Source organism: Vreelandella azerica (genome assembly GCF_013112225.1).
Taxonomy (GTDB): Bacteria; Pseudomonadota; Gammaproteobacteria; order Pseudomonadales; family Halomonadaceae; genus Vreelandella; species Vreelandella azerica.
This window is the reverse complement of record NZ_JABFHI010000002.1, coordinates 585,410-603,003: the sequence shown is the minus strand read 5'-3', so window position 1 is coordinate 603,003 and position 17,594 is coordinate 585,410. Positions and strand designations below refer to the sequence as shown.

The 17,594-nt window shown below is 57.1% G+C and carries 10 protein-coding genes and 5 pseudogenes; 4 read left to right on the top strand and 11 right to left on the bottom strand.

Annotation, left to right across the window (positions count from 1 at the left end):
• Window positions 1–22 precede the first annotated feature (22 nt).
• The 3 genes and pseudogenes from argA to HLB35_RS06835 all read right to left on the bottom strand — a co-directional run bounded on the left by argA (window position 23) and on the right by HLB35_RS06835 (window position 3,436).
• Window positions 23–1,335, bottom strand: a pseudogene (gene argA, locus HLB35_RS06845) (amino-acid N-acetyltransferase).
• A gap of 144 nt (window positions 1,336–1,479) precedes the next feature.
• Window positions 1,480–2,744: pseudogene (locus HLB35_RS06840) on the bottom strand (inorganic phosphate transporter).
• Window positions 2,745–2,752: 8 nt separating this feature from the next.
• Window positions 2,753–3,436, bottom strand: a complete 684-nt coding sequence (locus HLB35_RS06835; protein ID WP_171702000.1) for a TIGR00153 family protein — start codon at window positions 3,434–3,436, stop codon at window positions 2,753–2,755.
• A gap of 148 nt (window positions 3,437–3,584) precedes the next feature.
• On the opposite strand from HLB35_RS06835, the gene HLB35_RS06830 reads away from it, so the two are divergent.
• Window positions 3,585–4,487, top strand: coding sequence for a CYTH domain-containing protein (locus HLB35_RS06830; protein ID WP_171701999.1), 903 nt, complete (start codon window positions 3,585–3,587; stop codon window positions 4,485–4,487).
• Between the two features lie 37 nt (window positions 4,488–4,524).
• On the top strand, window positions 4,525–5,409 hold the full coding sequence (locus HLB35_RS06825; protein ID WP_171701998.1) for an ion transporter: 885 nt from the start codon (window positions 4,525–4,527) through the stop codon (window positions 5,407–5,409).
• 38 nt (window positions 5,410–5,447) lie between these two features.
• Here HLB35_RS06825 and HLB35_RS06820 read toward each other — a convergent pair whose 3' ends face one another.
• On the bottom strand, window positions 5,448–6,068 hold the full coding sequence (locus HLB35_RS06820) for an L-threonylcarbamoyladenylate synthase (protein ID WP_171701997.1): 621 nt from the start codon (window positions 6,066–6,068) through the stop codon (window positions 5,448–5,450).
• A 2-nt stretch (window positions 6,069–6,070) separates the two neighbouring features.
• Window positions 6,071–6,993, bottom strand: a pseudogene (locus tag HLB35_RS06815) (PHP domain-containing protein).
• A gap of 150 nt (window positions 6,994–7,143) precedes the next feature.
• Between HLB35_RS06815 and HLB35_RS06810 the strand changes: the two are divergent.
• Together HLB35_RS06810 and mnmC are read left to right on the top strand one after the other, a co-directional pair.
• Window positions 7,144–7,443: a YciI family protein gene (locus HLB35_RS06810; RefSeq protein ID WP_171701996.1), complete on the top strand. Its 300-nt coding sequence runs from the start codon at window positions 7,144–7,146 to the stop codon at window positions 7,441–7,443.
• Between the two features lie 166 nt (window positions 7,444–7,609).
• Window positions 7,610–9,610 (top strand): bifunctional tRNA (5-methylaminomethyl-2-thiouridine)(34)-methyltransferase MnmC2/FAD-dependent 5-carboxymethylaminomethyl-2-thiouridine(34) oxidoreductase MnmC1, encoded by a 2,001-nt coding sequence (mnmC, locus tag HLB35_RS06805; RefSeq protein ID WP_171701995.1) that lies wholly within the window; start codon window positions 7,610–7,612, stop codon window positions 9,608–9,610.
• Here mnmC and HLB35_RS06800 read toward each other — a convergent pair.
• The 6 genes and pseudogenes from HLB35_RS06800 to smc all read right to left on the bottom strand — a co-directional run bounded on the left by HLB35_RS06800 (window position 9,604) and on the right by smc (window position 17,589).
• Window positions 9,604–9,876 (bottom strand): YheU family protein, encoded by a 273-nt coding sequence (locus HLB35_RS06800; RefSeq protein WP_171701994.1) that lies wholly within the window; start codon window positions 9,874–9,876, stop codon window positions 9,604–9,606. The two genes, mnmC and HLB35_RS06800, sit on opposite strands and share 7 nt — an antisense overlap.
• Entirely contained in the window at window positions 9,873–10,151 is a 279-nt protein-coding gene (locus HLB35_RS17045; protein WP_328731254.1) for a BRCT domain-containing protein, read from the bottom strand. The genes HLB35_RS06800 and HLB35_RS17045 overlap by 4 nt, the downstream gene beginning before the upstream one ends.
• Window positions 10,148–11,916 (bottom strand): annotated as a pseudogene (gene ligA, locus HLB35_RS06795) (NAD-dependent DNA ligase LigA). The gene HLB35_RS17045 and the pseudogene ligA overlap by 4 nt, the downstream one beginning before the upstream one ends.
• A gap of 110 nt (window positions 11,917–12,026) precedes the next feature.
• Window positions 12,027–13,067: a cell division protein ZipA gene (gene zipA / locus HLB35_RS18280; RefSeq protein ID WP_328731252.1), complete on the bottom strand. Its 1,041-nt coding sequence runs from the start codon at window positions 13,065–13,067 to the stop codon at window positions 12,027–12,029.
• Between the two features lie 155 nt (window positions 13,068–13,222).
• Complete coding sequence (locus HLB35_RS18275) at window positions 13,223–13,759, bottom strand: hypothetical protein (RefSeq protein ID WP_328731250.1); 537 nt, start codon at window positions 13,757–13,759, stop codon at window positions 13,223–13,225.
• 334 nt (window positions 13,760–14,093) lie between these two features.
• A pseudogene (gene smc / locus HLB35_RS06785) lies at window positions 14,094–17,589 on the bottom strand (chromosome segregation protein SMC).
• Window positions 17,590–17,594 lie beyond the last annotated feature (5 nt).

The window sequence follows — 17,594 nt, the reverse complement described above, 5'->3', positions numbered from 1 at the left end:
GTGAATGATTAAATATGAGCAGTCAAGCAAGCGTCTTGATCAGCACCTTGGATTTACGCGCGTGATTGTAGGTTTCGCGCTTGAGTAACGGCAGGTCATCAATACTGGCTGACGCAAAGCCGCGCTCCACAAACCAGTGGGCAGTATGGGTGGTGAGCACAAAGATGGCGCCCACCCCGAGGCGATGCGCACGCTGCTCAATGGCTTCCACCAGACGCTCACCGCGCTCGCCGCCTCGGTAGCTGGTATGCACGGCCACACAGGCAAGCTCCGCAATGTCGGCTTGCGGAAACGCATGCAGGGCCGCACAGCCGATCACCATGCCGTCACGCTCGATCACCAGGTAGTCATCAATCTCATGTTCCAGGCGCTCGCGGGAACGCGCCACCAGCATGCCACGGCGTTCAAGCGGTTCCAGCAGCTCAAGTAGCCCGGCAATGTCGTTAAGCGTCGCGGGGCGTAGCTGTTCGTAGCGATGCTGGGTGATCATGGTGCCGACGCCGTCGCGGGTAAACAGCTCCCCCAAGAGTGCATCATGGTTGCGCCAGCACAGTAGGTGAGTGCGCGCCACGCCTTCTCTAGCTGCCGCGCAGGCGGCCTGCAGATGGCGCGCCAGTTCGCTGCCCTGCTCAGCCGCTGCCAGGTGCGGTTCGGCCTCGTCCGGGCTTAGCTGGCGCAGCAAGGCACCCTGCTCATTGGCCAGCCCGTCAGATTCCCCAAGCAGAATCAGCTTATCGGCTTTCAGCGCCACCGCCGCATGATGCGCGACCTCGGCGGCATCCAGGTCAAACACTTCCCCCGTGCTGGAAAAACCCAGCGGCGGCAGCAGCACCAGAGAGCCCTTTTCAAGCAGCCCTTCAATCGCCCCGGCGCGTACGCGGCGCACCTCGCCGCTGTGGTCAAAATCCACCCCTTCACGCACGCCTAGCGGCTTGGCGGTCACCAGATTGCCGGAAATCACACTCAGATCTACCCCATGCAAGGGGTGCTTGGCAAACCCAGAGAAAGACGCGCTTCCAGCCACAGGCGTTGATGAGAGGCCACCTGCTCTACCTGCGCCATCACAGCGCTGTCAGCCACCCAGCGCCCTGCCACCAGACGCGGCGCCACCCCGGCTTTCTGCAGGGCCGCCTGTACCTGAGGGCGAATACCGAACACCACCACCAGACGAACGCCGAGCGAATGCAGCAGCGCCAGATCCTGAATCAGCTGTTCGCCGCGCTGCGACGCAATCGCTTCACCTTCGATCAGGATGACGAAGGTTCGCCCGCGGTGGGCATTAATATAGGGCGATGCATTGCGAAACCAGTCAACAAAGGGGAAGCGTGTATCCAAGGGCCGCTCTCCGGCAGCAGGTGAAAGAAAATATCAGCGTTTACTTTACCAGAGCTGAAAAAACAGCGGCACCTCTCCAGCATGATCAAATGCCGAAAAGATGCCGCCGGGGGCTTTCACAGGGTAAAACAGGACAGCGTTAAACTAGCCGAACATGCCCTTGAACATAAAGAAGAACAGAATAGCCAGACCCGCGCCTGCCGGCAGGGTGATCAACCATGACATGGCGATAGTACCGATCACCCTGAGGTTCAGGGCGGTCATGCCGCGTGCAAGGCCTACCCCGAGCACCGCCCCGACCAGGGTATGAGTGGTGGAAATGGGCAGCCCAGTGCCGGAGGCCAGCACCACAGTCGTGGCGGCTGCCAATGTGGCCGCAAAGCCCCGGCTTGGGGTCAGCTCGGTAATACCGGTGCCCACCGTGGCAATCACCTTATGGCCGTAGGTCACCAGGCCGACCACAATACCGCCACCACCCAGTACCAGCACCCACCAGGGCACCAGGGCAGCGCCGCCTACTTCACCGCCGCTTTGCACCACGCTGATAATCGCTGCCAGCGGGCCAACCGCGTTGGCCACATCATTGGAGCCGTGGGCAAAGGCCATGGCGCAGGCGGTGAAAATCATCAGCACGGCAAAGGCACGCTCCACGTTGGCGTAGCCGAAGTGGTCTTCGCTGGTTTTGACGTAAATCACGCGGCGCTCCATCACATAGCCAATCCCCATCAGTACAAGGCCCAGAATCACCGAGAGTATCAGGCTTTGAGCAAAACTCAGCGTCAGCCCCACATGCTTGAGTCCTTTGGTCATGGTGACCATGGCGACGACAAAGCCCACCAGGAACACATAGGCGGGCAAGTATCGTTTGGCGGCCGCCAGCGGGTTCTGCGCTTCAAACACCAGATGATGAATCGACTTGAACAGCACAAACCCGACGGTGCCCGCCAGCAAGGGCGAGACTACCCAGCTGGCGGCAATGGTGCCCACCGCGCTCCAGTCAACCGTGGCAGCACCCAGGCCTGCCACGGCAAAGCCGACAATGGCCCCCACAATCGAGTGGGTGGTCGAAACCGGCCAGCCTTTCATGGAAGCAATCAATAACCAAGTGCCCGCCGCCAGCAGCGCCGACAGCATGCCATACACCAGCAGCTGAGGGTCATCCTGCAAAAGCTTGGGGTCGATAATCCCCTTGCGGATGGTATTGGTGACCTCACCGCCTGCCAGCCAGGCGCCGAGGAATTCAAAGACGACCGCTATCAGGATGGCCTGCTTGATGGTAATCGCCCGGGAACCCACGGAAGTTCCCATGGCATTGGCAACATCATTAGCCCCGACCCCCAGGCCATAAAGAAGCCAAACAGGCAGGCCAGGATGATGAATATATCGCCGTATTGCGCAATGATCTGCATGTTGCCTCCTAGCGTGCCGTCAGAATTTGCAAGCGGCTACCGACGCGCTCGGCGCGGTCGGATAGCTCACCCACTCCGTCGATGATCTGGTAGAGAAAAATCACATCAATGGGTGGCAACTCGCTTTCCAGCTCAAACAGCTGGCGGCGAATGGCGATCTGCTGGCTATCGGCCTGGTTTTCGAGGGTATGCAGCTCGCGGATCATGTTCTGCATGACGTCTGACACATTGCGCCCGAAGAAGCCGGACTCCAGCAGTTCCTTGAGTTCTTCAAGAGCCTGACGGGCCTGGGCCACGCAGGCCACACTGGTGCGCATATAGACGCGCATCGGTTCGGCCAGCGGTTCAGGCACGCGCATCTTGCGCCCCAGCATAATGCCGCTGATATCCCGCACCTTGTTGGCAATCTTGTCCTGCACGCTGATCAGATCGAGCAGATCGGAGCGTGAAACAGGCAGGAACATGGTGTTGGGAAGGTTGAGACGCAGCTCTGTCTTGAGCACATCGGCATCATGCTCCAGGCGAGTGATATCCTCACGCAGCCTGGCCGCGCCTTCCCAGTCACCTTTCAGGGTTTCTTCAAAGAAGGGCAGCAGATGTTCTGAGCATTCGTGGGTTTTAACGATATGCGCCAGCAGCGGTTGGAATGGCGATCGGCCAAACATTGCAGAAAAAGGGTTGGAGGTAACCATAAAGCCTTTTAGCCTGTTCTCGGTGAGCCGGAAAACTGAATTCATCGAACAAGCGCCGCAGTATAAAGTTTGGCCGCCGTTTCGTCACAAAAAGTTCATATTGACATGTAAATTTAATCTTAAATTCATCTTTAAAGGTAGCATTTTCATGCGGCATCAAAACCAGGAAGCGCCCTCTCCTCAGGAAGTTGAGCTAAAACTGGCTCTTCCTGAAACCTCAATTCCGCTGGTCAAACACCATCCACTGTTGGCCCGCCATGACGTTCAGCAGCACACACTGGTCAACACCTATTACGATACGCCCGACAGCTTGCTCGCCGGGCAACGCATGGCTTTGCGCCTGCGCCATTACGATGGCCAGATTCTTCAGACCGTCAAAACGGCAGGGTTGGGCGGCGGCGGCTTATCCACCCGAGGGGAATGGGAATGGCCCCTGAAGCAGCCAGCGCTGGATATCGACGGATTAAAGGACTTGCCGCCCTTTGCTGATATTGACCCGGCACGCCTGACCGAGCTGGCACCTCAGCTGGAAACCAATTTCCTGCGCACCCGCTGGGAAATGGAATATTCGGACAGTCAGATTGAAGTCGTTCTGGATGAAGGCGAGATTGTCAGCGGCCAGCACACTACCCCCATCCGGGAAATCGAACTGGAGCTTAAGAACGGCCATGCAGGCGCCTTATGGGAAGTCGCTAGCCTGATCGCCAACACAGCGCCCTTGCGCCCTTCAGACAGCAGCAAGGCCGCGCGCGGCAAGTGGTTGGCCGAGCAGCACTGGCCGCTACCGGATGCCCGCGCGCCAAGCGCCCTGCTCCACCGCGCAACCCTGGCGCTGGATGCCTGGCACGACAGCCAGTGGGTAGCTCATCTGGACGCGGCGCTGGATAGCCTGCACCAGCTAGCCGCACATCCGGCGCTGGATGAGAGTTTACGTGAACTCGCCAAGCAGCTGGCGCCTAGCCTGGACTCACACGGCCAACCCGGCATCCATTACGGTCCGGCTGCCCTGGCACTTGCCCGTCGCCTTGGCGAGCCAGGTGCTTTAAGCTAGCACCTGTTGCCAGCACGCTCACACCAAGGACACTGCCATGTCTCTCAGCCCCGCAGCAGAAGGCCTGCGTACCCGCATTTTTCACGTTATTTTTGAATCTGATACGCCAGGCGCCAAAGCCTTCGATATTGCCCTGATTATTGCCATCCTGATTAGCGTGGCGGCCCTGCTACTGGATAGTGTCGATGCTTACCATCAGCGTTTCGGCACTTTGTTTGCTTATATTGAATGGGGTTTCACATTACTTTTCACCATTGAGCTAGCTCTGCGCCTCTACTGTCTGGAGAAGCCCTCGCTTTACCTGAAAAGCTTTTACGGGCTGGTGGATCTGGTCGCCATTGTGCCTGCCTGGCTGGTATTGATAGTGCCTGGCGCTCAAAGCCTGGTCATGATACGGGTACTACGTGCCCTGCGGATTTTTCGTATTCTGCGGCTAATGGAGTTTGTCGGCGAAGGGCACCTGCTGATTGATGCTTTGAAAAGAAGCTCGCGTCAGATATTTCTATTCTTTTTCAGCATCCTGATGATAGTCATTCTTTTTGCCGCCTTGATGTATGCCATTGAATCCCCGGAAGCAGGCTTTACCAGCATTCCGATGTCAATTTACTGGGCCATTGTCAGCATGACGACGGTTGGCTATGGCGACATTGTACCAGTGACACCTCTGGGCCAGGCCATCACCGTTTTGCTGATGCTGCTGGGTTACTCAATTATCGCCGTACCCACCGGGGTATTTTCAGCCCAGGTTATCCGCTCGATTCGTGAAGAACGTTATTCTGAGGAAGCCTGCCCCGGCTGCGGCCACGACCGCCATGAAAAAAACGCCTACTATTGCCTGCGCTGCGGCACCTGGCTGGATGAAAACACCCAGGATCCACGTGAAAAGCAACAACATGCCAGCCCGGACGGTTCGTCTGAGTGACCGGGCTGGACGACAACTCCCATTCGCCTGAAACAGGCTCAGTCTTCAAAGGGCGCGGTATCTCCGCGGCCTTCACGCAGAATTTTGGGTGGCAATTCGCGCAGGTCAATCACGCTGGTGGGGTCGAGATGGCAGGCCCCACCATCGATAATAGCATCCAGATGGGCACCAAAACGCTCGCGGATTTCCTCGGCATCGGTCATCGGCAGATCTTCGCCGACCGGAATCAGGGTCACGCTCATCAAGGGTTCACCCAGCGCGGCCAGCAGGGCATGGGTAATACGATGATCCGGCACCCGCACTCCGATTGAGCGGCGTTTGGGGTGCAACAGTAGCCTGGGCACCTCAGAAGTGGCATCAAGAATAAAGGTGTAGGCACCTGGCGTGTGCGCTTTCAGCAGACGAAAGACATCGTTATCAACCTTGGCATAGGTGCCGATTTCGGAAAGATCTGAACACACCAGAGTAAAGTTGTGCTTGTCATCCAGTGAACGCAGCCACTTGATCTTCTCGATGGCCTTCTTTTCCCCCAGATGGCAGCCCAGCGCATAGCCGGAATCCGTGGGGTAGGCGACACCACCTTTATTGATAATCTCGATGGCTTGATCGATCAGGCGTTTCTGCGGATTTTCTGGATGAATCTGAAAAAATTGGCTCACCGTCATTCTCCTTTGATGTCAGGGTCAGTTGATACGTTGAAATGTTCGGCAAGTAGCGGATGCTGCCATATGGGTGGCGCTGCTGTACGCGGTACCAGGCTCATACTGCCGGGGGCAGCGTGGCCACCCGGAAAATGAAAATCGCTCCCCAGCGAAGCATATAGCCCGCGTTCAACCAACTGGCGCGCCAGATCACGGGTGGCATCAGGGTTCTGCTGGCCATTGACCAGTTCGACCGCTTGACCGCCCGCTTCTGCAAACGCATCCATCAACAGCCCTCGCTTACGCCGCGTCAACTTGTAGCGTAATGGATGGGCAATCACCGCAACTCCCCCGATGCTACTATCCACTCAGTGGCGTGTGAAACCTCGGGCCACTGAGCTTTGACATCCCCTTTCTTACCGCTACCCAGATAGCGTTTGAAAGCATCCGCCCAATCCCGGGCCATACCGGCCGCCACCAGCGCACGGGCAAAATCCGGGCGCCCGAGCGGTCTTTCGCTACCAGCCTGTTCACGAGCTTTGGCCAGGGCGTCGGGCAGGCCAAGCTTTTCCAGCTGCCTGGCAATAATCTCGGCACGTTCTATACGCGCCTGGCGCTGGCTAACCAGACCCTCTGCCAGGGCCCCTTGCGCCCCCTGGGGCATTAACGCCACCACATGAATACCGACGCCGCTCCAGCGTGTGGATAATTCACAGCCAGGCAAGACGCTGATATCCAGGTGTTCAGCAGTCTGTTGGGCTTCAGCGACCCCTGCCATGGTGTCGTGGTCCGTCAGCGCCATATGCTGCAGGCCGCGCTGAGCACAAAGGCTGACCACTTCGCTGGGCGGCAGGGCACCGTCAGAGGCGGTAGAATGCATGTGTAGATCAAGTGGATAACGCCGGTCTGCATCAAGTGTTTCAGGAAGTTCGGTTCCAGGCATGACGGCGTAAGTCGAGTTTGTCAAAATAGCGCACTCTGGCTAGGCAAAAGTCAGGTTATAGTGCGGCCTTGGATTGATACGGTCAATTACACGTCCTTGTTATCCATATACCTTTGTTATCCACACACGCTTGTTATCGAGGATTTATTCATGCTGTATGCAATTATCAGTGAAGACGTTGCCAACAGTCTGGAACGCCGCCTGGCGGCACGCCCCGACCACCTGGCAAGGCTTGAAACCCTGCGCGATGAAGGGCGCCTGGTGCTTGCTGGGCCGCATCCAGCCATTGATGCCGACAACCCCGGCGAGGCCGGTTTCAGCGGCAGCCTGGTGATTGCCGAATTCGATAGCCTGGACGCAGCGCAGGCCTGGGCCGATGCGGACCCTTATGTGATTGCTGGCGTCTATGCCCATGTCAGCGTCAAGCCGTTCAAGAAAGTATTGCCTTGACTCAAAAGTGAAACAATGGGCGCCGTTCAGTTCTTCAAAGCCTGTGGAAAACTCTGTGAAAACCCGGCGGACGCTTTGCGCTAGGCGAGAGATAACGGCTCGCTTAGCAAATTGATCATTTTTTAACCAGCTTTCACGACTCATTCTATCAGCACGGGATACCTGCGTGACTCAACGCCCCACCCTGCCACCGCTAGCGGCTCTCACGGCACCTTCACTCAGCTGGAACGCGGCTTCGCCTTATTCCGAAGTATTCGAGGACGTCTACTTTTCCAGAGAGAATGGCCGCGCCGAAACGGAACACGTTTTTATCCACGCCAACCGCTTGCCTGAACGTTTCTCACACTGGCTTGAAACACGCCCTTTCGTGATTGGAGAAACCGGCTTTGGCACCGGGCTCAACATGCTGTGTGCCTGGGCATGCTTTGAACGCCACGCCCCCAAGCAGGCACGCCTGCATCTGCTATCCACCGAGAAGTACCCACTAACCCGCGCGGAGTTGGCACAAGCACTCGGGGCCTGGCCGGAACTGGCTAGCCACGCAGCCTCCTTACTAGCTCAATGGCCGGCTGCTGTCAGCGGCATTCACCGCCTGCACCTGACGGACAGGGTGACGTTGGATCTGCATTTTGGCGATACCTGTGAACGGCTGGCACTGCTTGACGGCCAGGTCGACGCCTGGTTTTTGGATGGTTTTGCCCCCTCCAAAAACCCGGATATGTGGCAGCCTGAACTTTTCCACAGCATGGCGGCGCGCTCACGACCAGGGGCCACTTTTGCTACCTTCACCTGTGCGGGCATTGTCAAACGCGGGTTAAAAGCAGCGGGGTTCAACTGGCAAAAGGTGCCCGGTTTCGGGCGTAAACGGGAAATGCTCGCAGGCCGGATAGACACTCCACCGTTGGATTGCCGCCGTCAACAGACCCCCTGGTTCACACCGCCAGCGGCGCGGCCCGCGGCTCATATCGTGGTGATAGGTGCCGGTATTGCCGGGGCCAGTGTGGCCGCCGCCCTGGCCAAGCGCGGCTTGCGCGTCAGCGTGATTGAAAAGCAGGCGATTGGGGCTGGCGGTTCCGGCAACCAGCAGGGGGCGCTATACGTCAAGCTGGCCGCCCAGACCAATGACCAAAGCCGTGTGTATTTCTCAGGGCTGTTATATAGCCGTCGCTGGCTGGAAAACCTCGACCCTGCTCACCAGCTATGGCACAACAGTGGCGTCATTCAACTGGCGCTCAACGCAAAAGAGGCACAGCGCCAGCAGCGCTTCCTGGCCGCCCATCCACTGCCGGATGGCGTGCTTAAAGCTGAAAATAGCGACTCGCTTGGCGATATTATCGGCATGGATGCAAGCGCTGAAAGCGCACTTTTCTATCCACAGGCGGGCTGGGTCAAACCCAGAAAACTATGTGAACACTTACTTTCTCAGCCAGGTATCACCTATCGACAGGGTGAGGTCATCAGGCTGGAAGAAAGCTCACAAGGCTGGTTGATTCACCTGACCAATGGTGAAAACGTCGAGGCAGATCAGGTGGTCGTCGCGAACGCCCAACTGGCCAACCGCTTTGAACAGACCCACGAATTGCCGCTGCAGGCGGTACGCGGCCAGGTATCGTCGCTTAACTTGCCGGACAACGTTGAAGGCCCCAGAAGCGTGGTTTGCGCGGGCGGCTATGTGCCCCCGGCAGTGGACGGCGTATTGACCTTTGGCGCCAGCTTTGTACCTAACAACGCCACCACAGAGGTGCAGGATCAGGATCACTTGGGCAATATTGAGGAGCTGCGCCAAACGCTTCCCGCTCTGGCAACCGCACTTGAGAAGGCCGGTGTGGATCTCACTCCCAAAAACCTTGACGGTCGGGCGGCGGTGCGTGCCGCCAGCCCGGACAAGTCACCCTACGCAGGCCCTGTCCCCAAAACTGAAGCATGGCAACAGGACTATGCGCTACTGAAAAAAGATGCAACCCGAATACCCGCACTGGCTGGGCAGCATTACCCTGGCCTTTGGATCAGCGCTGCCCATGGTTCCCGAGGGCTGGCCAGCGCGCCGCTGTGCGCCGAGGTGATTGCTTCACGTATCTGCGACGAGCCCATGCCACTGGAAGCACCGCTTGTCGATCATCTTCACCCTGGGCGGCGGATTATCAGCGCCTTAATCCGCGCTCAGTAATCGCCCTCTTCTTCATCATCCGCCAGGTCACGGCCGAAGCGACGCCACTGCTCCAGGGTCATCACTTCGGTCATTTCCAGCTCAAGATCATGAGCAATGATCAAGTCTCCCTGCTCCAGCTGCTGCTTGAGGTCAGTCACCCAGCCTTGCATGCCTGACTGGGTGTCCGTGGTGTCGTAACCCTGGCGGGTCACAAAGGTTTCCAGCAGGGCTGCCAGCGTCTCACTGGGCAGCATACGCGCGGGCACTTCGATAAATCGGCTCATGATGCCTCCCAGGCTTGCAATCGGTTCAGAAAAGTCGCTTCGTCAAGCACCTCGACCCCGAGCTGTTCGGCTTTAGTCAGCTTGCTGCCTGCAGCTGCCCCGGCGACCAGACCCGCGGTTTTTTTCGACACGCTTCCGGATACCTTGGCTCCCAGAGCCTGCAAGCGGGCCTTACCATCATCTCGGGTCATGCTCTCCAGCGTACCGGTCAGCACCCAGGTCTGGCCTTCCAGCGGCTTGGGGCCGTGCTGGACTTCTGCTTCATCAAAGCTCACGCCTGCGTCCAGCAGCGCTGCCAGGGTTTGCTGATTATGTGGCTGCCGAAAAAAGTATGTATGTGCGCTGCCACAATCGGCCCTACATCATTGACGCTTTCCAGCGTTTCCAGATCCGCCTGTTCCAGGGCGCTCAGCGTACCAAAATATGCCGCCAGGTTGGCTGCTGTGGCCTCACCCACTTCACGAATCCCTAACGCATAGATAAACCTTGCCAGCGTTGTCTGTCGGGCGCTATCCAGCGCCTTCACCAGATTGGAGGAAGACTTTTCTCCCATGCGCGGTAGTTTCTGCAGCGCTTCAACCGTTAACTGGAACAGATCGGCCGGGGTTTTGACCCAATCACGCTCCACCAGCTGCTCAATCAGCTTTTCACCCAGCCCATCGATATCCAGCGCACGCCGACTGGCAAAATGCTTCAGCGCTTCCTTGCGCTGTGCCGGGCAATATAAGCCGCCGGAACAACGCGCCACCGCCTCCCCTTCCAGGCGCTCGATATCCGATCCGCACACCGGGCAGTGATTCGGGAATTCAATCGGCCGCGCATTCTCAGGCCGTTTGGTCAGATCCACTCTGACGACCTGGGGAATCACATCCCCCGCGCGTCGAATCGTCACCGTATCCCCGATGCGCACATCCAGGCGGGCAATTTCATCGGCGTTGTGCAAGGTCGCGTTGGAGACGGTCACTCCGGCCACGCTAACCGGCGCCAGACGCGCCACCGGCGTAATAGCGCCGGTACGCCCTACCTGGAACTCGACCTCATTCAGCGTGGTGGTTTCCTCCTGAGCCGGGAACTTGAAAGCCACTGCCCAACGCGGGGCGCGGGCCACAAACCCAAGCTCCCGCTGCAGGCGCAGATGATTGACCTTGATCACCACGCCATCGATGTCGTAACCCAGTTGGTCACGCTTTTCACCCAGTGCCTGACAGTATTCCACCACGGCCTGGGGTCCCTTCATTACCGCCAGTTCCTTACTGGTACGCAGACCCAACTGGGATAGCCGCTGCATCAGGGCGCTATGGGTGTCATCGCCCAGATCAGGTTCAAGGCGAGCGGCCTGATAGGCGTGAAAAGCCAGCGGGCGCGTCGCGGTAATGCGCGGGTCCAGTTGGCGCAGACTCCCCGCTGCGGCGTTGCGCGGGTTAGCGAACACCTTGAAGCCGCTTTCCCGTGCAGCCTGATTCAAGGCTTCAAACCCCTCATGGCTGATAATCACTTCGCCCCGAACTTCCAGAAGCGCGGGGGATTCTCGCCGCGCAATACTAGAGGGACCGAACGCAAGGTGCGCAGATTCGAGGTAATACCCTCACCGGTTCGGCCATCTCCCCGCGTGGCGCCACTGACCAGCCGCCCCTGTTCATAGACCAAAGACACCGCCGCCCCGTCCAGCTTTGGCTCACAGCTGAACTCCAGGTCATCGGCGGTGCATTCCAACCGCTCTGCAACACGTTGGGCAAAAGCGCTAATTTCATCCGCATTGAACGCATTATCCAGCGACAGCATGGGAATGGCATGCACCACTTCTTCAAAACCATCCGCCGGTTTGGCACCGACGCGCTGGGTAGGTGAATCCGCCGTCAGCTGCTCAGGGTGCTGTGCCTCCAACTCCTGCAACCGCCTGAATTTACGGTCGTAATCGGCATCGCTAAGAGCGGGGTCATCAAGCACATAGTAACGGTAATTGGCGTCTTCTATTTCAGAACGCAGCCGTGCTATTTCCTCTGCGACGTCTGGAGTTTGATCTGAACCTGTTTGACGCATATTGAGTGCTTCCTTGAAATTTAGCCCTATTATACAAAACACCCGCTGCCTTGTGAGGTAGCGGGTGTTGAACGGGGAAGGTAAAAACCAACAGCGAAAAGTAGCAGAGGTTAGTTGGCCTGAACGCGATGTAGATGATGGCGACGCTCAAATTCGTGCACACGCTGGCGGGCAAATTCAATCGTCTGCGCCGTCATGACGCTGCGGTTTTCATCCTTGAGCTCACCGCCCATGTGCCGCACCACCACCATGGCCGTTTCCACCATGGCTTCAAAGGCAGCTGAGCTGTCCTCGGCGCCGGGCAGCGGCATCAGGAACGTAATACCGGGTGTCACGAAAGTATCCATTTCCTGAATAGGAAAGGTACCCGGCTTGACCACATTGACCATGGAAAACTGCAGTTCACTTTCAGGATGTTCTGTTTCCAGACGATGGAAAACGCCCATTTCACTGCTGTAACGCAGGCCGCACATCATTAGCAGTTCGAGCAGCTTGTCACCTTCGAAACCGTCTTCATCCCGGGACATAACAGAGATAACCACGACTTCTTCGGCATTCTGCAGGGTGTCAGCCGCATGCTTGCCTGAAACATCGTTACGCATGGCCTTAGCCAGGGTAGGATGCGGACGCACCACGTCATCGTAGTAGTCGCTTTCATAACCCTCACTGGCATAGCCATCATCATAATGATCATTATCATGATGCACATACCGCTCACTGTAATCATCTGCGGCGGCTAGATCTGCATTTGATGGCTGGTCATAACGGTCATCGTAATTATGTTCCTCAAAGCCAGCCTGCCTTTCGCCTTGAGCCTGATGCAGTTCACACTGCTCCTGAGCTTTACGTGAAGCCTGTTCAGCTCTTGATGCATCGGCACGAAGCTGTGCTTCGCGGCGGCGTTCAGCTTCTTCTGCCGCACGCTGCGCCTTGAGTTTTTCAGCTTCAATTGCGCGCTCGGCCTTTTCGGCTTTTAGCTGCTCTTTGCGCTTAATCTTGTCGAGCTTCTTCTGTTTGCGCTCTTCAAGGCGTTCCTGCATACGGTGCTTGAAAGAATCCTTGATACCGTGAAAATCTACCAGCTGGTAGGAAGTGTCTTCTTCATCGTTATCAGTTTCATCGCTATCAGCTCCATCAGAGTAATCACCCACAGTTGAACTGCGCAGTTGACGGCGTTTGGCTTCATGCTGAGCATTTGCCTCAGACTGAGCGGACTCAGGCTGACCAGAAGCGGAAAAATGATGACTGCTCTGGGGCTCAGATGATGAGATTGACGGGGCAGGTCCAGCATCATCGTCAATCGCCGTCATGCGTGTAAAGGCCTGATTGTTAGCCGCGGCTGGTTCAGCTGTTGACGCCCTGAGCGGAGGTGCCTCAGATGCGCTATTTTTTCTTCAGGCTCAACGCTTTTTTGTTCAGGCTCAACGCTTGCTGACTCTGCACTCACTGAATGGGTATTTGCCGTGGTGCGTTCAGCTGGATCAACCGCGCTCAAAGACGGCCGCTGCTTCTCGGCAGTCGCCGTCGATGTTGACTTACCGCGTCGAAATTCGGAAAGCACTCTTGAGGGGCCAGGGTGTTCCTGGCGTTCCAGCTTCGGCTTACCCGTCAGATTACTGTAATCTGCCGACTTGATAACCCGAGCACCTCCGTTGGGAAGCTCCCAGTTAAGCTCAGCCTCGCGTTTTGCTTCTTCTGGATCCATGTCGCTATCCGGAGCGTCTACCTGATCAAGATCCAGGCGAGGTACTCGGCGTTGACGCTTAAGTCGACGGATGCCATCAATGACTATAAGCGAGACCAGTGCCAGCCCTAAAATGATAAGCCATTCTCTTAATTCCATGTTGTACATTCCATGGGTCGTTTGCCAACAGCGGAGGCAAGCTTTATTGCTTGAAGTTGTAAGGCATTAAATTGTGATATTAGTTGCAACGATGACACGATAAATCACCTACACCGAACAAGGCTATATGTCTAGAATAGCGTTATTATTCTGAAAATGGTGACTTTTTACGATTTTTCACTCTTTTGCACGCGCAAGGCAAGCGCTGTAACAGTGTTAAGCTGTATTGCTGAAGAGCGAAAAACATGCAAGCAAAGCAATTATTTAATCACTATTTTTGATTAACTTAGCATTAAATTCGCAATCATAATAAAACACTAAAGCTCTCCAAATTTCAGCTTACTTCAGCGAGTGCTGCCGCCTCTTCAACATCAACGGTGACTAGCCGTGACACGCCAGGCTCCTGCATCGTCACCCCCATCAAGCGCTCTGCAGCTTCCATAGCAATCTTATTATGGGTAATATATATAAACTGAACTGTTTCAGACATCTCTTTAACGAGTTTAGCATAACGCCCGACGTTGGCATCGTCCAGCGGTGCATCCACTTCGTCAAGCATGCAGAACGGCGCAGGATTCAGCTGAAAAATGGCAAAAACCAAGGATAGAGCCGTCAGGGCTTTTTCTCCCCCGGATAGCAGGTGAATCGTGCTATTTTTCTTTCCTGGTGGCCGCGCCATGATAGCCACACCAGTTTCGAGCAGATCATCATCTGTCAGCGCCGCCAGGCACTGCCACCCCCGAAGACTCGCGGAAACAGCGCCTGAAAACCCTGGTTGACCTGTTCGAAGGTTTCCTTAAAGCGTGCTCGGGTTTCCTGGTCAATCCGCCGAATAGCACGCTCCAGCGTCTCCAGCGCCTCGCTCAGTTCGGCATGCTGGGCTTCAAGGTAATCACGCCTTTCTGCCTGTTGGTCATATTCTTCTATTGCTGCCAGGTTGATCGCCCCCAGGCGACGGATTTTATCTGAAGTGGCTTCCAGGCTCTGCTGCCAAACAGGCTCTTGCGCATCGCTTGGCAGGCTGGCAGCAAGCGCTTGTGCATCGTGGCCCATTTCAGCTAACTGCTCATCCTGAGTGGCGGCTTTCAGCCCCAGCGCCTGGGCATCCATACGCCGCTGCTGCAGCTGTTCGCGGCTTTGTTCGAGGCTGCGCTCATGGGCCTGACGGGCCAGCTCATCATTACGTAGCTGCTCGGCCAGTGCGCTTGCCTGCTCGCGGCTAGCATTGAGGCGCTCTTCCTGCTCTCCCCGCTCTTCCAGCAGGAGTGCAAGCTCTTCGCCCGCCAGTTCATCCGGCTCGATCAGGCTTTCACGAGTTTCTTCCAGTTCGGCAATACGCAACAAAAGGCGCTCATCAGTCTCCTGGCTGCGAGATTGCTGGGCGAGCAAACTGTCACGCTCGGTTTTTAAGCGTTCGCGTTCAAGCGCCAAGGGCTGCTGACGGGATTTTAAAGGCGCCAGCTGCTGCTCAAGACGTTCACGCTGCTCGCGCTGAGCCTGCAGTTCAGCATTGGCAAGGTCGCGCTGGGTGGTGGCCAGTTCAAGGCTTGCCATCGCCTCGTCCCAGCGTCCACGGCTTTCTTCAAGGGTGAGCGAAAGTTCCGCCTCATCTTCCTGAAGCCGAGTGAGCTCTTCGTCCAACTCCATCACCCGCTCTTCCAAGTGCTCGACTTTCTGGGCTAGGCTCCTTTCTTTGAGCGCTAACTGCTGGCGCTCCTGGGAGTGCAGGCGCTCACTTGCTGTGCTGGCATCACGCTGCTGTTCGAGTAATTCCAGCTGCTCAGCGGCCTCGTCCAGACGCTGCTGCGCTTGTTCCAGCGCTTCGTTTTGCTCATCAATTTGCTGTACACACTCTGACTGACGCTTGCGGGTAACCAGAAGGGCATCCACGCCTTCCCCTTCTGCCTGTTGGCGCAACCACTGCGCTGAGCACCAGACACCGTCGCGGCTCAACAGGCTATGCCCGGCGGGCAGATCTGCCAGGGACTCTGGAATCGCGTCGACACTTTCAACACAGTGGATAGTCGCAAGCCATTCATGCAGTGCACCTGCCCCTTTTAGCTGAGCCGATAAACGCCCCGGCACCGGTTGCGGATCTGGTGTATCGGCCAATAGACACCAGTCAGCGGGCAGTGCCTGAGGCAAGACAGCCAGTTTTTCTGCTGATACCAGTCGGGCATTCAGCCAGGGTTTGAGCAGCCAGGAGACGACGCCTTCCCAACCGTCAGCTACCTGAATCTGCTCGCCCAGGCGCGGCGCTTCTGCCAGGCCAAGCGCATTCAGGGTATCGTCTATCGCCGGGTCATGATCAGCTAGGGCAGCGTTGATCAGGGCATCAAGAGAAGCGCGCTCGCCTTCCAGGCGGCTGAGCGCGGCCTGGGCGTTTTCGCGAGCCATGTTGGCATTGCTGTGAGCCTGTTTTGCCTCACTGATACGCTGCTGCCAGCCCTCTCGCTGGCGTTCAAACCGTGCCGCTCCCTGTTCGGCAGCGCTTAGCTCCGCCTGGGATGCGGCATGAGCCTGGCGTAGCGCCGCAAGGTCTTCGATATCACCGCGCTGCTGTAGGCGGCGGCGCTGGTCATCTTGCAAACGCTGAATGCGTTGCTCAAGATCACGCACCTGATCCTGGCCACGCTCCGCTTGGCGCGATGCCTGGCGCCAGCTTTCATCAGCGTCTGCACAGGCATTTGTCGCCCGCTCCAGGGCCGGCGACAGATCGTTTAAGGTTTCTTCAAGCTCGGCAAGCTGCTCTTCTAGGCCATCACACTCCGGCACCAACATCTCAAAACGTTCTTCAATGGCGGCTAATCGCTCATTATCCCCACGGATGACCTGACGCTGCTGCTCCAGATCCCGACGCGCACTGTCAATATCACTGGCCAGTTGAGCAAGCCGACTGCGGCGGTGGGATTGATCCTGCTCCAGACGGGCAATCCGGGTGGTGGTGTCATAGAACTGTTGCTGATGGCGCTCCAGCACCTCCACCAGTTGATCATGCTGCTCACGGGCCTGTTCCAGGCGATTTTCACACTCGCGTACGCCAAAGACGTCTTTTTCGACGGCTATTTCCAGCTCACGCACTCGGTGCTCCTGCTGTTGCTGTTCAGCACGCAGGGCGCGACCGCGCAGCAGCGCAAGCTCACCTTTCAGACGGTATTCCTGCTGTTTAAGATCCTGGTAACGGCGCGCGGCTTCTGCCTGACGCTTAAGGCGCTCAAGCTGTTTATCCAACTCTTCACGGATGTCATCGAGACGGTCGAGGTTTTCCTGGGTTCGACGCATGCGGTTTTCCGTCTCACGACGCCGCTCCTTGTATTTGGAGATCCCGGCGGCTTCTTCCAGGGTCGAGCGCAATTCATCAGGACGGGCTTCAATCAGGCGAGAAATCATTCCCTGACCAATAATCGCGTAGGAGCGCGGCCCCAGGCCGGTACCCATGAAGAGGTCAGCAATATCTCGGCGGCGGCATTTCTGGCCATTAAAGAAATAGCTGGACTGGCCATCCCGGGAAACCAGGCGCTTGACGGCAATTTCAGCATATTGGGCGTAGACACCACCAAGGCTGCCGTCACGATTATCAAACTTAAGCTCAATGGCGGCCTGGCCCACCGGTTTGCGGGCACTTGAGCCGTTGAAAATCACGTCTGCCATGGACTCACCGCGCAGGGTCTTGGCGGAAGACTCCCCATGACCCAGCGCACGGCGTCAATGATATTGGATTTTCCGCAGCCGTTTGGCCCCACGATGGCTGTCATATTGCCATCGAAGGGAACATTGACGGGGTCAACGAAAGATTTGAACCCTACCAAGCGGATAGACGTCAGGCGCATGGAGC